Raw genomic sequence first — 21,271 nt, 5'->3', positions numbered from 1 at the left:
GCCGCCCACCTCGCAGCATCCCGAACGGTCCACCTCGCAGCACCGTCCCTACCGGTCCACCTCGCAGCACCGTCCCGAACGGTCCACCTCGCAGCGCCCTCCCGAACGGTCCACCTCGCCGACGCTTGCCGAGCGCAACCAACGTGCACCGAACCTGCCCCGCCCGGACCCCCGAGGTTCCCGCCAACCCACCGCGCACCGTGCGGCGACGCATCGGTCCGCGTCGGAGCGGCTGGCGCCTCACCACGCCGCGCCACACGAGTCCGTGCCGCACCGGCTCGCGTTGTGCGGGCTCGTGCGGCAGCGGCTCGGCGCGGGGCGTCGGGGTGTGGAGTGCTTCGGCGTGCCGTGCTCGCGGGTGCCGGTTGGCAGGTGGGCTGGCGGGCATCACTTGTTGGTGACGGAGTTCAGCGCCTTTTCGAAGATCTGGCGCAGTTGCTGGTCGGCAACTGCCCAGAGAGCGACGACCAGGCCTGCGGTCATCACGGTGATCAGCACCCAGCCTGGTACGTCGCCGCGCTCCATTCGCGCGGGGCGTGGCTTCAGCAGCAGCGCCACGAACAGCCTCGTCAGCAGTAACGACATGACCTCTCCTCAGTTCATCCGGCGATCAGCCGAATTCCGACAGCGCCTGGATAGAAGGCGAAGGCGATGGTCACCGGCAGTACGAGAAACACCACCGGGATCATCATGGCGACTTCCCGGCGCGCGCCGGATTCGATCAACTCGCGCCGTCCGGCCTCACGAATGTCACCCGCTTGAGCCCGCAGTACGTCGGCCAGCGGCGTACCGCGTTCGAGTGCGACCGCCAGGCCGTCCGCGAACCTCGACAACGCCAGCAGCCCGGTCCGATCCGCGAGCCCGTCGAGCGCGCGTACGAGCGTCTCGCCGGCGCGGGTCTCACCGAGCACCCGCTTCAGCTCCTCGGCGAGCTCGCCACGACACGACCGTGCGACCCGATCGAGCGCGGCCGCCGGACCCTCACCGGCCGCGACGGACAACGCCAGCAACTCCGCGACCGTTGGCAGTTCGGCAAGCAGACGTCGCTCGCGGCGTCGTACTTGCGTCGTCAGATAGGTGTCGCGGGCAAGCACCCCGAGTACGCCGAGCAGGCCGCAGAACATCAGCATGCCCACCGGGTTCCCGATCCCGAAGGCCAACGCCACGATCGACACGACGAGCCCGGCCCCGAACCCGGCCGTTCCCCACAGCACCTGCTCGATCCGGAACTCCTCGACCGACCGCTCGATCCCCGCCCGCGCCAGCCGGCGCCGGATCGATCCGGCGCCGCCGAGGATTCGCTCCAACCGGTTCGCGCCCGCGCGCAGCGATGGCCCGAACAACCGCAAGATCGCGTAGAACGGCGACCCGGAGTCGACCACCCCGAGAAATACGTCCGACCCACCAAGATCCCGCAGATACGGCCCGATCCGGTCGTCCACCGACGGCCGGCGCAGGAACGGCAACCGCCGCACAACAAGCAACAAACTCGCGCCAAAGAGCGCCCCCAGCAACCCACCCAACACGATCGGGCTCATCTCAACCCCCACCCATCCGTCGCCTCGCGCCACTCAACCGCACCCGCACACTCGGTCGCAGGCGCACGATCGGTCGCAGCCGTACGCCGCTTAATCGCAGCCGCGTGCGGGTGCCTTCCAGCGCACTCCTCGAGTACGGCGGCACGGGCGCTTGTGGTGTGTCGGGTTGGGCGGGCGGTCATCGGAGGACTCGTTCGGGTTCGGGGAGGCGGCCGATGCGGAGCATGAGGCGGTAGGCGACTACGCAGACGATCGCGCCGACGCCGATGATCAGGGCGCCTATTGGTGAGTTGTAGCGCTGGATTACGTCGCCCTGGAAGGACAGCAGCGCCAGTACGAGCCATGGGGCGGCGACGGCGACGCGGGCGCCGTTGACTGACCAGGACTGGCGGGATTCGAGCTCGGATCTGGTCCGGGCGTCGTCGCGCAGGAACGTCGAGAGTGAGCGCAGCAACCGGCCGAGATCTCCACCGCCGACCTCGCGGGCGATCCGCAAAGCCTCGACCACCCGGTCGCCGACGGGATCCGCGAGTCGCGCCTTCAACCGGTCCAGCGAATCGGCGAACCGCCCTGTGGACGCATAGTCCGCACCGAAGCGCCGGAACGGCTCACGCAGCGGCAACGGGCCACGCTCGCCCACCTGCGCCAGCGCCTCGGACAACGACAGCCCGGCCCGGACCGCCGACGCGATGTTGTCGACCACGTCCGGCCACAGCTCGCGGAACTCCGCAAGCCGCTTCCGCGCCCGGCTCCGCACGACCGCGACCGGCATCCCACCGGCGATCACCCCGAACACCACGCCAACCGGCCACGCACTCGAGACCACGAACATCACGACGAACCCGACCAGACCCGTGATCAGGCAGGCTCCGATGAACGCACCCGGTGTCACGCCTTCGATCCCGGCGCTCGCCAGCAGATCACGGCTCCGCGCAATCAACCGCCCGTCGCCCGCCGACCGCGTATCGGCCGGCGCCACGAAGGTCCAGATGATCAGCAGAAGCCCGATCCCAAAGAACAACCCAAGAAGCAGCCCCATCACGCCACTCCTCGCGGTAGCTCGGTGAGTAGGCCTGTCACGGAGTAGCCGGCCTGCTGGAATCGCTCAGGATGCGGCAAATGGCCCTCTGCCCGGCGCAACTGACCCTCGTGGGTCCCGAACAGGGTCTCGGTTTCGATCGCCTGGTCCTCGATCCGGCCGCTCACCGCCACGATCTCCCGCACCCGGCGCTGACCGTCCGCCGCGATCCCCAGATGTACGACGAGATCGACGCACCCGGCCACGGTCGGCAGCACGAACCTCGAACCGATGTTCTCTCCCGCGAGGAGCGGCAACGTGCACATCTTCGTCAGCGCCTCACGCGCCGAGTTTGCATGGATCGTGCACATGCCAGGCAATCCACTGTTCAAGGCCAACAGGAGATCGAGGCACTCCTCGCCTCTGACCTCACCGACGATCACCCGCGACGGCCGCATCCGCAGCGACTCCTTGACCAGGTCGCGCAGGCGGACCTCGCCAGTACCCTCGAGACCGGCCTGCCGGGTCTGCATGGAGACCCAGTCGGGAATCGGCAGCTTGATCTCGAAGACCTCTTCGCAGCTGATGACGCGTTCGCTGCCCGGGATCGATCCGGCGAGCGCGTTGAGCATGGTCGTCTTGCCGGCCTGCGTCCCACCGGAGACGAGGATGTTCAGCCCGCACGCAACCGCGGCATCCAGTACGGCGGCCGCGTGCGGCGTCAGCGATCCGAGCGCGACGAGATCGCTCAACCGTGTCGCACGGACGGTGAATTTCCGGATGTTGATCGCCGCATATCGCTGGGTGATCCCGCCAAGCACGATGTGCACCCGGCTGCCGTCCGGCAACCGCGCGTCCGTGAACGGCTGCGACACGTCAATCCGCCGGCCAGTCGTCTTCAGCATCCGCTCGACCAGATCGCTGACCTCCTCCTCGGTCAGCACCGTCGTGGTCAGCTCATGCCGGCCCTCGCGCGCGATGAACACCCGGCTCGGCTCGTTGATCCAGATCTCCTCGACCGCCGGATCGTCGAGATACCGCTGCAGCGGGCCGAATCCCGCGACCCGGTCGTGCACCTCCCGGCTGACCGCTTCGAGGTCCCCGATCGGCGGCACCAGCCCGGAGAGGCTGCGTTCGTCGTACTCGCGGATCACGGTGGCGACGATGGCGTTCACCGCGGCCGGGTCGCGGAGTGGATCGATCCCCTCGCGGCGGACGACGTCACGCACCTGAGCGTCGATCAGCTCGATGGCGCCGTCCCAGCCCGACCGGCGCGCGGCAAGTCTGTCGGCTGTCATCGGTCTCCCCGTGTGTGTCCGTCTGGCGACCAGACGGTCACCATGCGCGACCATCCTTTCAACCACAGGGTCCGCTTCGCCACCTGGTTCAGATCACCTGTGGATAACCCTGACAGGCGAAAGGCTCACCGACGGTACCGATCACCTCACCCAGAGGTCCAGAAAATTGCCACTCTTGTGGCAATCCGGCGGCTCAGCGGTGCACGAGAGTGTGTTCGAACGAGTACCGGCTCGCCCGGTACAGGTGGGAGCCGTACTCGACAGGCTGCCCGTGGTCGTCGTACGTGATCCGAGTGGTCGCCAGCAGCGGGCTGCCCGGCTCCTCGGACAGCAGCCGAGCCTGCTCCAGCGTGGCCGGTACGGCGGAGATGGTCTGGTGCGCCACCTTCAGTCGCACGCCCTCTGCTCGCAGGAGCTCGTACAGCCCTCGATCGGCCAGTGTGGTCGGGTCGGTCTCCAGGAGGTCGGGTGGTAACCAGTTGCGCATCAAGGCAAGCGGCTCGCCGTCCGCACGCCGTAGGCGCTCCAGCCGCAGCACGCGGTCTCCTTGCTCGCACTGAAGCGCAGTAGCCACCTCCGCAGTAGCCGGTGTGATGCCGAACCGCAGTACCTCGGTCTCTGGCTTGCGGTGAGCCGCGGCCAGGTCGTCGTACAGGCTGGTGAGCTCTAGCGAGCGCCGTACCTGCCCGGAGTTGCCTACTACCTGCGTGCCGACGCCGCGCTTGCGCACCAGCAGTCCCTGGTCGACCAGCCGTGCGATCGCCTGCCGCACTGTCGGCCGGCTCAGCCCGTACGCCTCCGCCAGGTCCACCTCGTTGCTCAGCCGCGACCCGACCGGCAACTCCCCACCCTGAATCGCCGCCTCCAGCTGCTGCGCCAACTGCACATGCAACGGCGTCCGACTACTCCGATCCACCTGGACCTGCACGGTACTCATGGGCACATCCTGAAGCCTCTGCCTCTCTCAGTCGACCCACCGACCCGATTTGATCAGATCGCTTCGATTACTCACGTCAGGTGATTGGGCAGGTTATACGGCCTTGCGCAGCCTCGAGCGCCGCGCGGACAGCGCAGGGCCTGTCGGGTTTTGACGGATTCAGGGGATTCCAAACCCGTCAGGAAGCCACCAGGCTGATGGCACCAGGAGAGAAGGAGCCACCGATGACTTGGCTGAACCCCGACGACGTCCGACTCGACGACCTGCTGACGGATCTGAAGGAACAGACCGACCCCGCCGACTACCCGCATGCCGAGCACATCGAGCAGCAGGTTCCGATGTACGACGCGAGCCGGGTGCGTACGGCGGATCCGCGGGCGGTGCAGGCCGAGTTCGCCACCGCGTTCGCCGACGGCCCCGGCATCGTCGTACTGAAGGGTGCCTTTAGCAACAATGTCGTCGATGCCGCGACAGCGGAGCTCAATCGGCTCATCGATGAGCAGCACCGGTCCGGAGCCGCGGCCGGCGACCACTTCGCCAAGCCGGGTGCGAACGACCGGGTCTGGAACGCCCTGGAGAAATTGGCGATCGGAGCACCGGAGGTGTTCGCGGCGTACTACGCCAACGATCTGCTCGCCTTGGTCGCCGTCGCCTGGCTCGGACCGGCGTACCAGGTGACGTCACAGGTGAACGTGGTGAACCCCGGTGGTGAGGGCCAGACGGTCCATCGCGACTACCACCTCGGATTCCAGTCCGACGAAGTCGCTGCGCTCTACCCGGCTCACGTTCACCGGCTGTCGTCCGTACTGACGCTGCAGGGAGCGGTGGCGCATTGCGACATGCCGATCGAGTCCGGACCGACGCTGTACTTGCCGCATTCGCAGAAGTACGAACTCGGCTATCTCGCGTACCGGCGGCCGGAGTTCTCGGAGTACTTCGTGGCGAACCACGTGCAGCTTCCGCTGGAGAAGGGTGATGCGGTCTTCTTCAACCCGGCGCTCTTCCACGCAGCCGGCAGCAATCGTTCCCGAGACATCAAGCGGATGGCGAACCTCCTGCAGATCTCGTCGGCATTCGGCCGCGCGATGGAGAGCGTCGACCGAACCCGGATGGCGACAGCCGTCTACCCCGTCCTGCTGACCCTTCCGAAGGGCGCTGTCGACAACGTCATCGCCGCCACCGCCGAGGGCTATGCCTTCCCGACCAACCTCGACCGCGACCAGCCGATCGGTGGTCTCGCACCCCAGTCCCAAGCCGACCTGCTCCGGCAGGCCGTCGCCGAGGCGTGGCCGGCCGAACGGCTCCAGCAGGCTCTCGCCGACCACGCCATCCGCCGGCACACCGGTGCCGATAGCAAATGAATGAACGTTCGGTGAACCTGGTCCGGATCACGGGCAGGTGCTGTCGGTGACCGGCGATCGTCAGGCAGGATGGCACGTTCGCCGTGGGAGCCGAGGACTACCCTTACCGGCGGACGCGCCCCTCAGCCGACCTGCCGTGCGCCGCCAGTACGGCCGACCATCGAAGGAGAAGGCATGGAGCCGCTGCGTATCGGGATTCTCGGAGCCGCCCGGATCGCCGGTCGTGCGATCGTCGAACCGGCCAAGCTGACCGGTGCCCGGCTGGTCGCCGTGGCCGCCCGGGATGCAGGACGGGCCGAGGCGTTCGCAGCGGAACACGGCGTCGAACGCGTGCATGCGTCGTACGACGACCTCCTGGCCGACCCCGAGATCGAGGCGATCTACAACCCGCTCGCCAACGGTCTGCACGGTCCGTGGAACCTTCGGGCGATTGCCGCGGGCAAGCATGTGCTGACCGAGAAGCCGTCGGCCAGCAACTCAGAGGAAGCGGTGCAGGTGCGGGACGCGGTGCGCGAGAAGGGCGTCGTGTTCATGGAGGCGTTCCACTACGCCTACCACCCGGTGATGCGCCGGCTGCAGGAGCTGCTCGCCAAGGGTGAGCTCGGCGAGCTGCAGCACGTCGAGGCGACCATGGTGATGCCCCCGCCACCGGACGAGGACCCGCGCTGGTCCCTGTCACTCGCCGGTGGTGCGGCGATGGACGTCGGCTGCTACGCGATCCACGCGCAGCGGATGCTTGCGCCGTACGCCGGTGGTGCGCCGAAGCTGATCAACGCACGCGCCGGGGAGCGCAAGCGGCTGCCGGGTGTGGACGAGTGGCTCAATGCGGACCTGGAGTTCCCCAGTGGTGCGACCGGCGCCGTCCGGACCAGCATGGCCGCGGAGAGCGTTGACTTCAGCCTGAAGGTCGTCGGCACCCGGGGCGACGCGTTCGCGCCCTTCTTCGTCCTGCCGCATAACGACGACCGGGTGATCGTGACGACCAAGGAGGACACCTGGGTCGAGCACCTCGGCACCCGTACGTCGTACGCGTACCAGCTGGACGCCTTCGCAGCCGCGGTTCGCGACGGAGCGCCTGTACTCACGGATGCTGACGACGCGCTGGCGACGATGGAGCTGATCGACGCGTGCTACCGCGACGCCGGCCTCGAGCCACGCCCAACCACCACGATTTAGGCCTTACTTGCTGCTGCTCGGGCGAAGGCTTCCACCAGCGCGTGTGGACGGGAGCCGTCGCCTGCCAGCTCGGGCTGGAACAGTGTGGCCAGGTAGAACGGGTGTGAGGGCAACTCGGCGATGCGCGGATCGCCTGCGTCGTCGTACCCGCTGAACACCATGCCGTGCTGGCGCAGCAGGTCCAGACGGCTGGCGTCGAGTCCGTAGGAGCAGTGGTACCGCTCCATCGACCGCTCGACGCCCAGTAGCTCAGCGGCGCGCGTACCCGGCACTACGTTGATCGTTCCCTCGTGCCCGTCCAGTGAGCACTGCAGCGGAACGATCAGCAGGTCGTCCGCGTCCGGGTTGCTCTCGCCGTGCTGCACTCCGGCCGCGCCGCACACGTTCCGCGCGAACTCCAGCATCGCGTGCTGCAGTCCGGCGCACGTACCAAGGAACGGGATGCCGTTCTCGCGCGCGATACGAACCGCGGTGATCGCGCCGGCTTCGCTCTGGTACGGACTGCCGGGCAGCAACCAGATCCCGTCGAACCCCTTGAGTGACTCGCCGACCTCCTCGGTGGGCACCCAGTACACGTCGAGGTCGAGCTGGTCGCGATCCCGCAACCGATCCAGCAGCCCCGGCACCCGCGCATGGGAGCGAACGTGCGGCGATCGATCACCGACGAGCGCGATGCGTCCTGCGTAAGCGTGCATGGTGTTCATCCTGTCCGCCGACCCTGCATCAGCGCCAACGATGATCTCTGCACTGCGGATAAGCAATACTGATCGACGTGGATCCACACCTGCTGCGCACCTTCGTCGCCGTGGCCGAATGCGGCTCGTTCTCCGCGGCGGCGGACCGCCTCGGCTACACGCAGTCGGCCGTCTCCCAGCACATCGCCGCTCTCGAACACGACCTGGGTACGACGCTCCTCCGCCGGCGCCCGGTGGCCCCGACACCCCCAGGCGAGCGGCTGCTCGACCACGCCGGTGCCATCCTCCTCCGGCTCGACGCCGCTCGTGCCGACGTCCACCGCGCCATCGGCGAGCCACCCGGCACGCTCACGATCGCGGCCTCCCCACTGGCCGCAGGTGGTGGCCGGTTGGCGGAAGCACTGACCGCGGTACGGCGAAACAGTCCGGGGACCGCAGTGTCGCTGACGGTCGACGGCCGCGAGGCGGTGACGCACGGGGTGGCAGCGGGTGAGTTCCAGCTAGGGCTGATCGACGGCGTCGCGGCGCCGACGGACCCGCTGCGCTTGTCCGACCTCGGGTCGTTGCGGACGACCGCGGTCGCACACGAAGACCTGGTGGTGGCCCTGTCCACGAATCATCCACTCGCGCGGCGCCGACGCGTCGACCTGCACGACCTGGTGGACGCGCGGTGGATCGACGCCCCCGACACCGCCGCGGCGCTACCGGATCTCCGTGCCGCGACTGAGACAGATGGGATCCGCGCGGCCTTCAACTACGCCGGCACCGACCTCCGTGCCCTGCTGGCCTTGATTGCCGCCGGCCACGGGCTCGCCGTACTCCCGGCCTCGGCCGCGACCAGCGTGAGCGGAATCGCCGTCGTACCGCTCGGAGCGCCACGTCTCGTCCACCGCACCGAGCTCCTGCACGGTCACCTCGACGGCTCGCGGGCCGCCGAGCTCGTCACCGCGCTCACCGCCCCGGCAAACCGTCGTACCGATTGACGTACGACGCTGAGCCGGGGCAGCAGGCGGCTACTTCCGCGCCTGTTTTGTGGGCGGGATGATGGCGCTGTCGCCGGGCACAGCCTTCGGCTTCTTGGGCTGCTTGGGCTTGCGGACTTCGCGTCCGCCCTTGTTCTTCGCCACGACTCACTCCTGGGCTGAGTGGCTGGTTCCTTGACCAGCTCGCTGTACTGCGGACAGGCCGACGGCCTTCGTACGCCGCGGTACTCCTCATGCCCCGGGGGTTGTCTTCGACGCTACACCTCTGCTGCCCGAATAGCCCGGGTCAGTCGTGGGTTGGGAAGCCCAGGTTGAGGCCGCCGTGGCTGGGGTCCAGCCAGCGGGAGGTCACGACCTTGCCACGGGTGAAGAAGTGCACGCCTTCGGTCCCGTGGGCGTGGCTGTCGCCGAACAGCGAGTTCTTCCAGCCGCCGAACGAGTAGTACGCCATCGGCACCGGGATCGGGACGTTGATGCCGACCATCCCGACCTCCACCTCGTTCTGGAACCGGCGCGCCGCGCCGCCGTCGTTGGTGAAGATCGCCGTGCCGTTGCCGTACGGGTTCGAGTTCACCAGGTCGAGCGCGGCGTCGTACGACGGAAGCCGTACGACGGACAGCACCGGCCCGAAGATCTCGTCGGTGTAGATCGACATCTCCGGCGTCACCTTGTCGAACAGCGTCGGCCCGAGCCAGAACCCGTCGTCACCGCCGTCGAACTCACCGTCGCGCCCGTCCACCACCAGCTCGGCGCCTGCGTCGACGCCGGCCGCGACGTACCCAGCGACCTTGTCGCGGTGTTCGCCCGTGACGAGCGGGCCCATGTCGCAGCCGCGCGTACCGTCGCCGGTCCTGAGCGTGGCCATCCGCTCCTTGATCTTGCCGACCAGCTCGTCGGCGATCGGTTCGACCGCGACCAGGGCGGAGATCGCCATGCAGCGCTCACCCGCGGAGCCGAACCCGGCGTTCACCGCGGCGTCCGCGGCCAGATCCAGATCGGCGTCGGGCAGCACGACCATGTGGTTCTTGGCGCCGCCGAGCGCCTGTACCCGCTTGCCGTTCTTCGTGCCGGTCTCGTAGACGTACTTCGCGATCGGCGTCGAACCGACGAACGAGACCGACTTGATGTCCGGGTGCTCCAACAGGCGGTCGACCGCCTCCTTGTCGCCATGAACCACATTGACGACACCGTCCGGCAGGCCGGCCTCTTTCCACAGCTCGGCCATCGCGTTGGCGGCGGACGGGTCCTTCTCGGACGGCTTGATCACCACACTGTTGCCGCAGGCAACCGCGATGGGGACGAACCACATCGGCACCATGGCCGGGAAGTTGAACGGCGAGATGACCGCGCTGACGCCGAGCGGCTGGCGGATCGAGTACACGTCGACCTTGGTCGAGACGCCCTCGCTGTACCCGCCCTTGAGCAGATGCGGGATGCCGCAGGCGAACTCGATCACTTCCAGACCGCGGGTGACCTCGCCGACAGCGTCCGAAAGCACCTTGCCGTGCTCGGCCGTGATCAGCGCGGCGATCTGCTCCCTGCGCTGGCTTACCAGCTCCCGGAACGCGAACAGCACCTGCGTCCGCTTGCTGAGTGAGGTCTGCGCCCAGCCGCGCGACGCCTCGTGGGCGACCTTGACCACCTCGTCGACGGTGGCCGCAGAGGCCAGATCCAGCTCGCCGGTGACCGCGCCGGTCGCCGGGTTGTAGACCTTGCTGGTCCGCTCCGCGACGCCGGTCCAGTAGCTGCCGCCGACCAGGTGGGTGATGCGCTTGATCTCAGTACTCACGATATTTCCTAACTTCTATCCGAGGATCTGTCGCTTGTCGGCGAGGTCGACGTCGACCGGGCGCCCGGTGGTCAATGACTCGATGCCGGCCTCGCACACGGCGGCCGCGGCATATCCGTCCCATGCACTCGGGCCGTCGATCTCACCGCGTACGGCGGCGTCGACCCAGCGCTGGACCTCGATGTCGTACGCGCGCTCGAACCGGACCCGGAAGTCGGCCGGCATCGCACCTCCCCACTGACCGGCAGCCCGGGTCAGCACGCCGGACCCGAGCCCGATGGTCGCGCTGCCGCGTTCGGCGACGGCCTCACACCGGACCTCGTACCCGACCTGGAAATTGACGAACACCTCCACGTCGGCGATCGCGCCGTTCGCCAGCTCGAACACGGCCAGCTGTGGATCGAGCACGCCGTCGGCGACCAGGCTCGTCGGCTTCGGCGCGTGCACGGTGATCCGGGTGATCTCGTCGTCGAACAACCATCGGGCGACGTCGACCTCGTGGACGAGTGAGTCGCGCACGATCATCTCGCTGCGGAACGTCGGCGCGACGGATTTGTTCCGGTGCACGTTGTGGAGCATCAAGGTCCGGCCGAGTTCGCCGGACGCGAGCAGCTCCTTCAGAGCGGCGTACTCGGGGTCGAAGCGGCGCATGAAGCCGACCTGGATGAGCGACCGGCCGACCTTGTGCTCGGCTTCGACCACTCGGAGCGCGGACGCGGCATCCATGGTCAACGGCTTCTCACACAACACCGGCTTGCCGTGCTCGAGGCAAGCGAACAACTGCTCGGCGTGGGCGAACCCGGGCGACGCGAGGATGACCGCATCCACCTCGCCGTCCGCGATCAGCTCGAGTGGATCCGCAATCATCCGCACGTCACCGGGCAGGGCAGTGGCGAGTGCTTCGGCTCGGACAGTGTCGGGGTCGGACACGGCGACCAGGCGTGCACCCGCCGTACGGCGAGCCACGCGCTCGGCGTGGTCGGCGCCCATGGCTCCGACGCCGACGATGCCGATCCTGAGATCGGTCATGTGCCCTCCTCGGTCTCGTCGTCTGCGGTCTCGTTGGCTGCCGGCGAAACATCCTGTACGGCGGAATCCGCCGGGTGAGCCGGGTCGACGACGACACCTGCGTCGACGCCGCGGAGCTCATGGCTGAGGGTTTCGAGCTCGGAGCCACCCGCCATCTCGGTGGTCAGCTGTTCCAGCGTGATGTCGGCCCGATGGGCATCGAGCGCGACCCGGCCGAGCTTCAGGATGACGAAGTGATTGCCGACCAGGTAGGCGTGATGCGGGTTGTGGGTGATGAAGATGACGCCGATGCCCGCGTCGCGCGCCTTCACGATGTACTTCAGCACCACGCCCGACTGATTGACGCCGAGCGCCGCGGTCGGCTCGTCCAGGATCAGCACCTTGGCGCCGAAGTAGATCGCCCGGGCGATCGCGACGCACTGCCGCTGACCGCCGGACAGCTTGCCGACCGGCTGCTCCAGATTGGGGATCGAGATCCCCATCTTGGTCAGCTCCTCCTGGGCGATCCGCTTCATCTTGTGCGAGTTCAGCACGCCGAACGGGCCGGTGGTGAGCTCGTTGCCGAGGAAGAAGTTCCGCCAGACCGACATCAGCGGCGCCAGCGCGAGGTCCTGGTAGACGGTGGCGATACCGCTGTCGAGCGACTCGCGCGGCGAGGAGAAGTGCCGCTCCTCGCCGTTCACCGACATCGTGCCGGAGGTGTAGTCGTGCAGGCCGGCGATGATCTTGATCAGCGTCGACTTGCCCGCGCCGTTGTCGCCCAGCACACAGGTGATCTCACCCTGCCGGACCGACAGCGACACACCTCGCAGCGCCTGGATGTTGCCGTAGCTCTTGCCGACGTCCTCGAGGTGCACGATCGGTGTGGTCGGGCTGGTGGCCGCCTCGGACGCGAAGCCCTTCGTGGTGGTCATCGTTCCTCCGCCTTGTTCTTGACGATCAGGTTGACGATGGTTGCCAGTAGCAACATCACGCCCAGGAACGCCTTGAACCAGTCCGCGTTCCAGCCGGCGTACACGACTCCGAGCTGGACCATGCCGAAGATCAGCGCGCCGATCGCCCCGCCGACGACCGAGCCGTAACCGCCGGTGAGCAGGCAGCCGCCGACCACCGCCGCGATGATGTAGAGGAACTCCTTGCCGACACCCTCGCCCGACTGCACGACGCCGTTCTGGATGAACAGCAGTTGCATGCCGGCGAACCAGGCGAAGAAGCCAACGGTCATGAACAGCCCGATCTTGACCTTCTTCACCGGTACGCCGACCGCCCGGGCCGCCGCGGCGTCACCACCGACGGCGAAGATCCAGTTGCCGATCTTCGTCCGCAGCAGCACCCAGGCGGCGATCGCGACGAACACGATCCACCACACGATGATGATCTTGATCGTGATCCCGCCCAGCGTGAACTCCGAGGCGAACACCGCCTTGGCCGCGTCGAACCCGTCCATGTCGCTGATCGAGTTCGACGCGACCGCTCCGGAGGTCAGCCGGGTGACCGCGATGTTCACGCCCTGCAGGATGAAGAAGGTGCCGAGAGTCACCAGGAAGCTCGGCAGACCTGTCCGCATCAGCAGCCAGCCGTTGAACGCGCCGATCGCCAGCGACAGCGCGAGGGCGACCACCACGCCGACCCAGACGTTGAGGCTGAGCTGGTAGGCGAGGATGCCCGCGGTCAGGCCGGAGGTCGTCACCGCGACACCGGCCGAAAGGTCGAACTCGCCGCCGATCATCAGCAGCGAAACCGGCACGGCCATCACACCGATCAGCGCGGCCTGGTACAGGATCGTTCCGGTGTTGTCGATGTCCCGGAACGGCGGTGCGGTGATCAGGAAGAACACCAGGATCACCGCCGCGCCGACCAGCGATCCGATCTCGGGCCGGCTCAGCAGCCGGGCGCCGACGGATCGGGTGGAGACGCGGTCGTCAGCCGCCGCCGGTGACGTGATGGTCGATGCCATGACGTGACCTCAGCGCGTCCCGGCCGCGGCGTACTTCTCGACGGCCGCGATGTTGGTCTTGTCGATGAACGCCGGCCCGGTCAGGGTCGCCTCGCCGCCGCCGATCGTGTCGCCGTTGGTCTTGTAGAGCCAGATCGCGTCCACCGCGAGGTAGCCCTGCAGGTACGGCTGCTGGTCGACCGCGAACTCGACGGTGCCGTCCTTGACCGCCTTGGCCATCTCCTTGCTCATGTCGAAGCTAGCCACCTTCGCCGACGACCCGGCGTCCTTGGCCGCCGTCACCGCGGTCAACGCGATGCCGGCGTTCAGCGCCATCACGTAGTCGGCGTTCTTGTCCGCCTGCAGCTTCGACGTCAGCGTCGCCTGCGTCCCTGGCTGGTCGGTGCCGTTGACGTTCACGTTCTCGACGGCGTCGCCGAGGATGTCCGTGATGCCCTGGCAGCGTGCCTCGAGGCTGACGTTGCCTTGCTCGTGGATGACGCAGATGACCTTCTTCGCGCCGAGCGACTTCAGCTTGTTACCCGTCGCCCGGCCGGCGATCCGCTCGTCCTGGCCGAAGTACCCGAGAGCGCCGGTCTGCTTCCAGGAGTCCAGTCCGCCGTTCAGGATCGTCACCGGGATACCGGCTGCGATCGCCTTCTTCACGTTCGGGATCACCGCGTCCGGCTTGTTCAGCGTCACCGCGATGCCGTCCACCTTGGAGTCGATCGCGGTCTGCACCAGGTTCGCCTGCGCCGCTCCGTCCGGATCCGAGGAGTACTGGAGCTCGATGTTGTCCTTCTTCGCGGCCGCCTCCGCGCCGCGCCGGACGATGTCCCAGAAGGTGTCGCCGGGACCCGAGTGAGTGATCAGGGCGACCTTCATCCGCGGGGTGTCCGCGACACCCGCGCCACCGCCGCCGCTGCTCTGCTCCTCCTGCTTGCCTCCGGAGGAACTGCATGCGGCCAGCGCCGCGGCGAGCGCGAACGCCGCGCCCGCAGCCACCGCCTTCTTCTGCCACCGAATCATGACTCCAACCAGCCTTTCAAATGCCGCGGCTACACCGCGGAGTTGCGTGGGACCAGAGAGTTTCACACTCTGCTGGCCGTCAGCTCGATTCGCCACCCCCATGGGATCTCAGATAGGCCAACGTGCGTTCCGCGATCGGGAGCGGCACGTCGGGTGAGCACGGATACATGTCCTGTTCGACGATCGCGGACAGCTCGGCGTCGAGGGCCGCCAGCGCATCCAGCAGCGGCGGCAGCTCGGGGACGCCGTACGGCGGCTCGCACATCACGCCGCGACTCACTGCTTCGTCGAAGCTGAGCCCTTCGACCTCGGCCAGGATCTTCGGATCCACCTGTTTCAGGTGGACGTAGCCGATCCGGTCGGGGTACCTGCGGATCAGGTCGAGGTTGTCACCGCCGCAGTAGCTGATGTGGCCGGTGTCGAGGCAGAGATTCACGTACTCGGGGTCCGTCTCCTCGAGGAAGCGCTCGACGGTGTCCTGCGTGTCCACATGTCCATCCGCGTGCGGGTGGTACTGCGTCCGCAGGCCGAACTCCTCGGCGACGCGACGACCCAACTCGGTGACCTGGCGGCCATGCCGTGCCTGACCTTCGTGGTCGAGCCGGTCTTCGACCACCTCGCCGTTCGCGCCGCGCCACATCGACGGCATGACGACCAAGTGCTTGGCACCCATTGCAGCTGTGAGCTGAGCGGTTGCGGCCACGTCCCGCCAGGTCGCTTCCCACCCGTCCGGGCGGTGCAGTTGCTCGAACGTCGTACCGGCCGTCATCGTGAGTCCGCGTCGATCCAGCTCGGCCTTCAACTGGACAGGATCGGTCGGCAGGTAGCCGTATGGTCCAAGTTCGATCCGGGTGTAGCCGGCGCGCGCGACTTCGTCGAGGAAGCGTGACCAGGGGGTCTGCTGCGGGTCATCGGCGTACCAGACTCCCCAGGAGTCCGGCGCCGTACCGATGTGCACCTTGCCCATGTCAGCTGTCTTCCTTGACCGGCGCGAGGTACGGGCGCTGGGCAGCCTTGCTCTCTTGGTACTGAGCCGATGCGGTCTGGGTTGACTGCAGCTCGGAAACCTCGCTCACCGGGACGTCCCACCAGGACTCGCTGTCCGGCGCACCGATCAGCGGATCCGTCGACACGTGGATCGCGATCGGCCCGTCCGCCGCCTTCGCCGTACCGATCGCCTTCTCCAGTTCGGCGCGGCTGTGCACCTCGATCACGTCGACGCCGAGGCTGCGGACGTTCGCGGCGAGATCCACCGGCAGGTAGTCCCCGTCGAGTCGTCCGTCGCCGCTGCGCCGCCGGTACGACGTACCGAACCGTTGCGAGCCGAGTGACTCCGACAGCGCGCCGATCGAGGCGAAGCCGTGGTTCTGGACCAGGACGATGATGACCTTGATGTTCTCCTGGACCGCGGTGACGAGCTCGGTCGACATCATCAGGTACGACCCGTCGCCGACCATGACGAACACGTCGCGGTCCGGTGCGCCGAGGCGGACGCCGAGGCCGCCGGCGATCTCGTATCCCATGCAGGAGTAGCCATACTCGACGTGGTATCCCTTCGGGTCGCGCGTCCGCCACAGTTTGTGGAGGTCACCCGGCATTGAACCGGCTGCGCAAACCACTACATCAGAGGCCGCCGACAATTCATTGACGGCACCGAGCACTTCGCCCTGTGTCAGCAGGCCTTCGGCCAATTTCGCGGTCACCTCGGCGGGTGGGTTGTAGGTGGCATGCACAATGCCGTCCCAGTTCCTTGCGAGTTCCGTCGCATGGGCTGTGTACTTGGCATCCACAGCCCAGTCACCGAGCGCGGATCCCAAGGAAACAAGGGCTTCCCGGGCATCGGCAACGAGAGGAAGGCCGGCATGTTTGCCACCGTCGAAGCGCGCCACATTGATGTTGACGAACCGCACGTCTGGGTTCTGGAAGGCGGTCCGCGAGGCCGTCGTGAAGTCGCCGTACCGGGTTCCGATGCCGATCACCAGGTCGGCCTCGCGGGCCAGCGCGTTGGCTGCCGTGGTCCCGGTCGAGCCGACCGCGCCGACCGACTGCGGGTGGTCGTAGTTCAGAGATCCCTTGCCTGCTTGGGATTCCGCGACCGGAATACCGGTCGCTTCGGCGAACTCGCGCAATGCGTCCTCGGCGCCGGAATAGTGCACGCCGCCACCCGCGACGATCAGCGGCCGCTCCGAGGCCCGTAGGAGATCTACCGCCTTGTCGACAATTGATGCCTCGGGCAATGGTCGTGCGACGTACCAGGTCCGCTCGGTGAAGAGCTCCTCGGGCCAGTCGTACGCCTCTGCCTGCACGTCCTGCGGCAGGGCCAGTGTCACCGCGCCGGTCTCGACCGGATCGGTCAGCACGCGCATGGCGTTCAGCAGTGCCGAGGGCAACTGTTCGGGACGCCAGATCCGGTCGAAGTACTTCGACACCGGGCGGAACGCGTCGTTGACGGAGACGTCGCCGGCGCTGAAGCTCTCCAGCTCCTGCAGCACGGGGGTCGCCACCCGCGTCGCGAACACATCGGAAGGGAGGATGAGAACAGGCAGCCGGTTGACCGTGGCGAGGGCCGCGCCGGTCACCATGTTGGTCGAGCCTGGGCCGATGCTTGCTGTGCAGGCGTAGGTCTGGAGCCGGTCACGGGTGCGGGCGAAGGCGGAGGCGGTGTGCACCATGGCCTGCTCGTTGCGGGCCAGGATGTAGGGCAGCGCGTCCGGGTCCTCGAGCTCGGCCTGCAGTAGAGCCTGGCCGATACCTGCCACGTTGCCGTGCCCGAAGATGCCGAGGCACCCGGCGAACAGCCGCTGCCGGACCCCGTCACGCTCCGAGTACTGCACGCTCAGGAACCGCACCAACGCCTGCGCAACCGTCAGACGCACCGTCATCGCACTCCTCCTCCACAAACCATCAATCCACAACCCATCACTGCAGCTCGCCACATCCCTGCACCGCAATCGCTGCTGCGCACGCTGCCACCGGCAGTCGCAGATACGGCGACAGCGAGCGGCGCGGGAGTATGGCCGGCGTCCAACTCACGGGAGAAGCTCATCGGGCTGCTCCGAACGGTAGGCGGGGATCGATCTGCTGGCTGGGCCAGAGTTCGCGGACCCAGCCGTGTCGGGGGTCGTCGGAGATCAGCCATTCGCGTTCGGTCCCCGGGCCGGCCATCACGTTCAGGTAGTACATGTCATAGCCAGGAGGCGCCATCGCCGGACCATGCCAACCATGAGGCACCAGCACCAGATCCCCATTGCGGACCTCCGCGAGGACGTCGATGGGCCGGTCCTCGGTGCCGTAGACCCGCTGGTAACCGATCGGGTCGTTGACCTTGACACCTTCCGGGGCATCGTCGGAGAGCTGTAGCTCGAAGTAGTAGATCTCCTCGAGCACGCTTTCCTTACCAGGCTTGTGCTCGTCGTGCTTGTGCGGCGGGTACGACGACCAGTTCCCTGCCGGGGTGAGAACCTCGCAGGCGATGATCGAGTCGGCCTCGAGGACGGCCGGCGTACCGAAGTTGCGGACCTGGCGGGAGGCGACGCCCGCACCGCGAAGTTCGGTCTCCACCTGCTCGAGGCCGATCCGCCGGAACGGGTAGTCGCTCGCGGCCTTCGCGTGCGGGAAGGCGACGCGTGCACCGCCCGCGCTGGTGACGGCGACGGTGGTGCCGCGCGGGACGTACGCGAAGTCGGTCGGTCCGGCGAACACGTCGGCGCGGCCGCCGAGCGGGATCGTCTCACCCTCGACGATCACCTCGGCGGAACCGCTCAACGGCAGCACGAGGAACTCACAGTCCTCGGTGTCGAACTCGACCGACTGTCCGGCCCGCAGCGTGGCGACGCACAGGCCGGTGTAGTCCCACTCCTTCTCGTCCCCCGGGCTGACCGCAACGTCGAACCCATCCCGCGCGGTGGACCCAGCAGGCCTGAACCACTCAGTCATGCGGCACCTCCGTGAACGAGGGCGGCGGCTTGGTCTACTGCGGAGGCTACGTCGCCGTCGGGTGGGAAGAGGAGGGCTCGGCCGACGACCAGGCCGCGTACCGCGGGCAGGGTCAGCGCCTTGCCCCAGGATGCGTAGGTCTCTTCGGGGGCGACGGTGGGATCACCACCCAGGAGGAGCGTTGGGAGGGTGGTTGCTTCCATCACTTGAGGTAGGTCGTCGACGACGGGGAGCTTCAGCCAGGTGTAGGCGCTGGTGGCGCCTAGGCCGGAGGCTACCGCGACGGACTTGATCACCGATTCGGCGTCGAGCAGGTTGGTGACGCGGCCGTCGCGACGGGTGGACCAGAAGGGTTCGACCATCGCCATGAGTTTGTGTTCGGCGAGTTCGGTGACGGCCTTCGCGCTGGACTCCAACGTCGCGACGGTGCCGGGGTCGTCGAGGTCGATGCGGGTCAGCATCTTGCCGCCATCGAGCCTGCGGGCAGCGATGTCGGCCGCCGTACCGTAAGCGGTGAAGCGGTCGTCCAGCTCGAAGGACGCGCCTTGCAAGCCGCCGCGGTTCATGGAGCCGATGACGACCTTGCCCTCGAGAGCGCCGAGCAGAAGCAGGTCTTCGAGTACGTCGGGTGTCGCCAGGACGCCGTCAACGCCGGGGCGCTCCAGCGCGGTCACCAGCCGGTCGATGAGGCCCGGGCGACTGGCCATCGCCTGCTTGTCGTCACGAACGCCGAGCGCACCACGAGCCGGGTGGTCAGCTGCCACGATCAGCAGGCGCCCGTCGTCCCCAACCAGCTCACGCGTACGCCGCTGCTGCCAAGCTTCCGCCACCCGCTCGGGATGCCGCACCCGAACCTCAGTCAACTCCGCGAGCCGCTCAGCAACCGCCTGACTGTACGGCTCCGCCGCCCCAGACCGACCTGCCCGCCCCGACGCAACAGCCCCCGAGCCCTCCCCTGCCGAGCCTGACTGCTGACCAACCGAGCCCACTGCCAGCTCTGCCGAGCCGGCTTGCTGTGCCGATCCCAGTGGTTGCTCTGCCGAGTCCGCTGGCTGCGCTGACGAACCTGGCACCTGCCCCACCGAGGCCACGGGCTGGCCAGCCGACTCCAGCGATTGCTCTGCCGAGCCCGGTTGATCTGGCGAGGTCAGTGGTTGGCCAGCCGGGCCCGATGGCTGCGCTGACGCACCTGGCACCTGCCCCGCGGAGCTCAGTGGATGGCCCGCCGAGCCCATCGGCTCGGTCGTCGAGCTCAGTGCGTGCTCGATCGAGCCCGCTTGTCCTGCCGAGGTCAGTGGGTGGCCGGACGAGTCCGCTGCTTGTACTGGCGAGGATGACTGCTGACCGGCCGAGGCCACTGCCCGTCCCGGCGAGTCCGCTGGGTTTCCGGCCGAGCCCGCGGCATGAGCTGCCGAGCTTACGGGTTGCCCAGTCGGGTCCGCTGCTTGTACTGGCGAGGATGACTGCTGACCGGCCGAGGCCACTGCCTGTCCCGGCGAGCCTGCTGGGTTTCCGGCCGAGGCCGCAGCAGGAGCTGCCGAGCTTGCGGGTTGACCAATCGAGCCAGCTGGTTGTGCGTGCGAGCCTGACAACTGTCCCGCGGAGCCCAGCGGTTGTTCTGTCGAGTTCGCCGGTTGTCCTGCGGCGCCCACTGGCTGTCCAGCCGCGGCCTGCCCTGCCGAGCCCAGTGGCTGGCCTGCCGTGCCTACTGCCTGCGCTGCCGCACTCGCGGGTTGGCCTGGCAGTTGGTCTGACGGGGTGGTTGGCTGCGACGACGAGACCTGAGGTTGTTCGGGGTTGGTGAGGAGTGGAGCGATGATCGTGGGCTCGTCGAAGGGGTTTGGGTGTGAGTCCCCGGGAGGTGCCGGCTGGTGGGCGGGCGTCGGCTGTGCTGGTGCGGCGCTTGACCGTTGATCGGGTGCCGAGCCTGGGGTGACCGTTGCCTGCTGACCGAAAGCGTGGCGTTGGCGGAGATGCGCGCCTTGGCCGGTGGTCGGTTGCTGGCCGGTGCGCGGGTCTTGGCCGTGACGCGAGGCTTGGTCGGCGGCAGGTCCTTGGCCGCCGGCTGGAGGTTGGCTGGCCGCCGATGCTTGGTTGGCGGCCGACGCTTGGACCGTGCCCGGGGTTTGGTTCCCGGCCGACGCTTGGACCGTGCCCGGGGTTTGGTTCCCGGCCGACGCTTGGACCGTGCCCGGCGCTTCGACCGTGGCCGGTGTTTGATTGGCGGCCGCCGCATGGTTCCCGGCACGCGCATGGCTCGCGGGTGACAGCTGGTTCGCCGACGTTGGTTGGTTCGCGGCTGGGGCCTGGGATGCAGGCGGCGGTTGGTTGGCAGCGGGGCGGCCGGCGGCTGCTGCTTGGGCGGGCGTGGGGCGGTTGGTTGGCGGTGGTTGGTGGGCCGGCGGGGGTTGGTTGGTGGCGGGGGGTGTGGGGAGGTCTAGGTGGGCTATGACTGTGGTTTGTTCGTCGGAGGGTGCGCGTCGGCTGGTGGGGCGCCAGGAGCCGGGCTGGGTGGGTGAGGGTGCGATGACCGTTGGCTGGTCGTC

The 21,271-nt window shown here is 67.9% G+C and carries 18 protein-coding genes; 3 read left to right on the top strand and 15 right to left on the bottom strand.

Going from position 1 to position 21,271, the window contains the following annotated elements; translation table 11 throughout:
* Nucleotides 1-387 precede the first annotated feature (387 nt).
* The 5 genes from EV646_RS19110 to EV646_RS19090 all read right to left on the bottom strand — a co-directional run bounded on the left by EV646_RS19110 (nucleotide 388) and on the right by EV646_RS19090 (nucleotide 4,791).
* Nucleotides 388-585, bottom strand: a complete 198-nt coding sequence (locus tag EV646_RS19110) for a hypothetical protein (protein ID WP_132150357.1) — start codon at nucleotides 583-585, stop codon at nucleotides 388-390.
* Between the two features lie 14 nt (nucleotides 586-599).
* Nucleotides 600-1,538 (bottom strand): type II secretion system F family protein, encoded by a 939-nt coding sequence (locus EV646_RS19105; protein WP_132150355.1) that lies wholly within the window; start codon nucleotides 1,536-1,538, stop codon nucleotides 600-602.
* A 178-nt stretch (nucleotides 1,539-1,716) separates the two neighbouring features.
* Nucleotides 1,717-2,577, bottom strand: coding sequence for a type II secretion system F family protein (locus EV646_RS19100; protein ID WP_132150353.1), 861 nt, complete (start codon nucleotides 2,575-2,577; stop codon nucleotides 1,717-1,719).
* Nucleotides 2,577-3,854 carry a TadA family conjugal transfer-associated ATPase gene (locus EV646_RS19095; protein ID WP_132150351.1) on the bottom strand — a complete coding sequence of 426 codons (1,278 nt, stop codon included), beginning with the start codon at nucleotides 3,852-3,854 and terminating at the stop codon, nucleotides 2,577-2,579. The genes EV646_RS19100 and EV646_RS19095 overlap by 1 nt, the downstream gene beginning before the upstream one ends.
* A 193-nt stretch (nucleotides 3,855-4,047) precedes the next feature.
* Nucleotides 4,048-4,791 carry a GntR family transcriptional regulator gene (locus tag EV646_RS19090; RefSeq protein ID WP_132150349.1) on the bottom strand — a complete coding sequence of 248 codons (744 nt, stop codon included), beginning with the start codon at nucleotides 4,789-4,791 and terminating at the stop codon, nucleotides 4,048-4,050.
* Between the two features lie 224 nt (nucleotides 4,792-5,015).
* Between EV646_RS19090 and EV646_RS19085 the strand changes: the two genes are divergently transcribed.
* A complete protein-coding gene (locus EV646_RS19085; RefSeq protein ID WP_132150347.1) occupies nucleotides 5,016-6,152 on the top strand; it encodes a phytanoyl-CoA dioxygenase family protein in 1,137 nt (378 codons plus the stop codon).
* A gap of 174 nt (nucleotides 6,153-6,326) precedes the next feature.
* Nucleotides 6,327-7,328 (top strand): Gfo/Idh/MocA family protein, encoded by a 1,002-nt coding sequence (locus EV646_RS19080; protein ID WP_132150345.1) that lies wholly within the window; start codon nucleotides 6,327-6,329, stop codon nucleotides 7,326-7,328.
* Here the strand turns inward: EV646_RS19080 and EV646_RS19075 are convergent.
* On the bottom strand, nucleotides 7,325-8,023 hold the full coding sequence (locus EV646_RS19075; RefSeq protein ID WP_241996164.1) for a CTP synthase C-terminal region-related (seleno)protein: 699 nt from the start codon (nucleotides 8,021-8,023) through the stop codon (nucleotides 7,325-7,327). The genes EV646_RS19080 and EV646_RS19075 overlap by 4 nt on opposite strands.
* 77 nt (nucleotides 8,024-8,100) lie before the next feature.
* Between EV646_RS19075 and EV646_RS19070 the strand changes: the two genes are divergently transcribed.
* The gene (locus EV646_RS19070) at nucleotides 8,101-9,006 is read left to right on the top strand and encodes a LysR family transcriptional regulator (RefSeq protein ID WP_132150341.1); all 906 of its coding nucleotides are present in this window, start codon (nucleotides 8,101-8,103) and stop codon (nucleotides 9,004-9,006) included.
* 286 nt (nucleotides 9,007-9,292) lie between these two features.
* On the opposite strand, the gene EV646_RS19065 is transcribed toward EV646_RS19070, so the two are convergent.
* From EV646_RS19065 to EV646_RS19025, 9 genes are all read right to left on the bottom strand, one after another.
* Nucleotides 9,293-10,795, bottom strand: coding sequence for a CoA-acylating methylmalonate-semialdehyde dehydrogenase (locus EV646_RS19065; protein WP_132150339.1), 1,503 nt, complete (start codon nucleotides 10,793-10,795; stop codon nucleotides 9,293-9,295).
* Between the two features lie 15 nt (nucleotides 10,796-10,810).
* Entirely contained in the window at nucleotides 10,811-11,824 is a 1,014-nt protein-coding gene (locus tag EV646_RS19060) for a Gfo/Idh/MocA family protein (protein WP_132150337.1), read from the bottom strand.
* Entirely contained in the window at nucleotides 11,821-12,738 is a 918-nt protein-coding gene (locus EV646_RS19055; protein ID WP_241996163.1) for an ATP-binding cassette domain-containing protein, read from the bottom strand. Before EV646_RS19055 ends, EV646_RS19060 begins: the two co-directional genes overlap by 4 nt.
* The gene (locus EV646_RS19050; protein WP_132150335.1) at nucleotides 12,735-13,781 is read right to left on the bottom strand and encodes an ABC transporter permease; all 1,047 of its coding nucleotides are present in this window, start codon (nucleotides 13,779-13,781) and stop codon (nucleotides 12,735-12,737) included. The genes EV646_RS19055 and EV646_RS19050 overlap by 4 nt, the downstream gene beginning before the upstream one ends.
* 9 nt (nucleotides 13,782-13,790) lie before the next feature.
* Nucleotides 13,791-14,789, bottom strand: a complete 999-nt coding sequence (locus tag EV646_RS19045; protein WP_132150333.1) for a sugar ABC transporter substrate-binding protein — start codon at nucleotides 14,787-14,789, stop codon at nucleotides 13,791-13,793.
* Between the two features lie 79 nt (nucleotides 14,790-14,868).
* Nucleotides 14,869-15,756, bottom strand: coding sequence for a TIM barrel protein (locus EV646_RS19040; protein WP_132150331.1), 888 nt, complete (start codon nucleotides 15,754-15,756; stop codon nucleotides 14,869-14,871).
* A gap of 1 nt (nucleotide 15,757) precedes the next feature.
* On the bottom strand, nucleotides 15,758-17,671 hold the full coding sequence (gene iolD / locus EV646_RS19035) for a 3D-(3,5/4)-trihydroxycyclohexane-1,2-dione acylhydrolase (decyclizing) (RefSeq protein WP_132150329.1): 1,914 nt from the start codon (nucleotides 17,669-17,671) through the stop codon (nucleotides 15,758-15,760).
* A gap of 160 nt (nucleotides 17,672-17,831) precedes the next feature.
* The gene (iolB, locus tag EV646_RS19030) at nucleotides 17,832-18,725 is read right to left on the bottom strand and encodes a 5-deoxy-glucuronate isomerase (protein WP_132150327.1); all 894 of its coding nucleotides are present in this window, start codon (nucleotides 18,723-18,725) and stop codon (nucleotides 17,832-17,834) included.
* Entirely contained in the window at nucleotides 18,722-19,588 is an 867-nt protein-coding gene (locus tag EV646_RS19025) for a Cgl0159 family (beta/alpha)8-fold protein (protein WP_132150325.1), read from the bottom strand. The genes iolB and EV646_RS19025 overlap by 4 nt, the downstream gene beginning before the upstream one ends.
* Nucleotides 19,589-21,271: the final 1,683 nt, after the last annotated feature.

The sequence above is a fragment of the Kribbella antiqua genome (genome assembly GCF_004345665.1).
GTDB lineage: Bacteria > Actinomycetota > Actinomycetes > Propionibacteriales > Kribbellaceae > Kribbella > Kribbella antiqua.
This window is presented reverse-complemented; position numbering and strand designations above follow the sequence as displayed.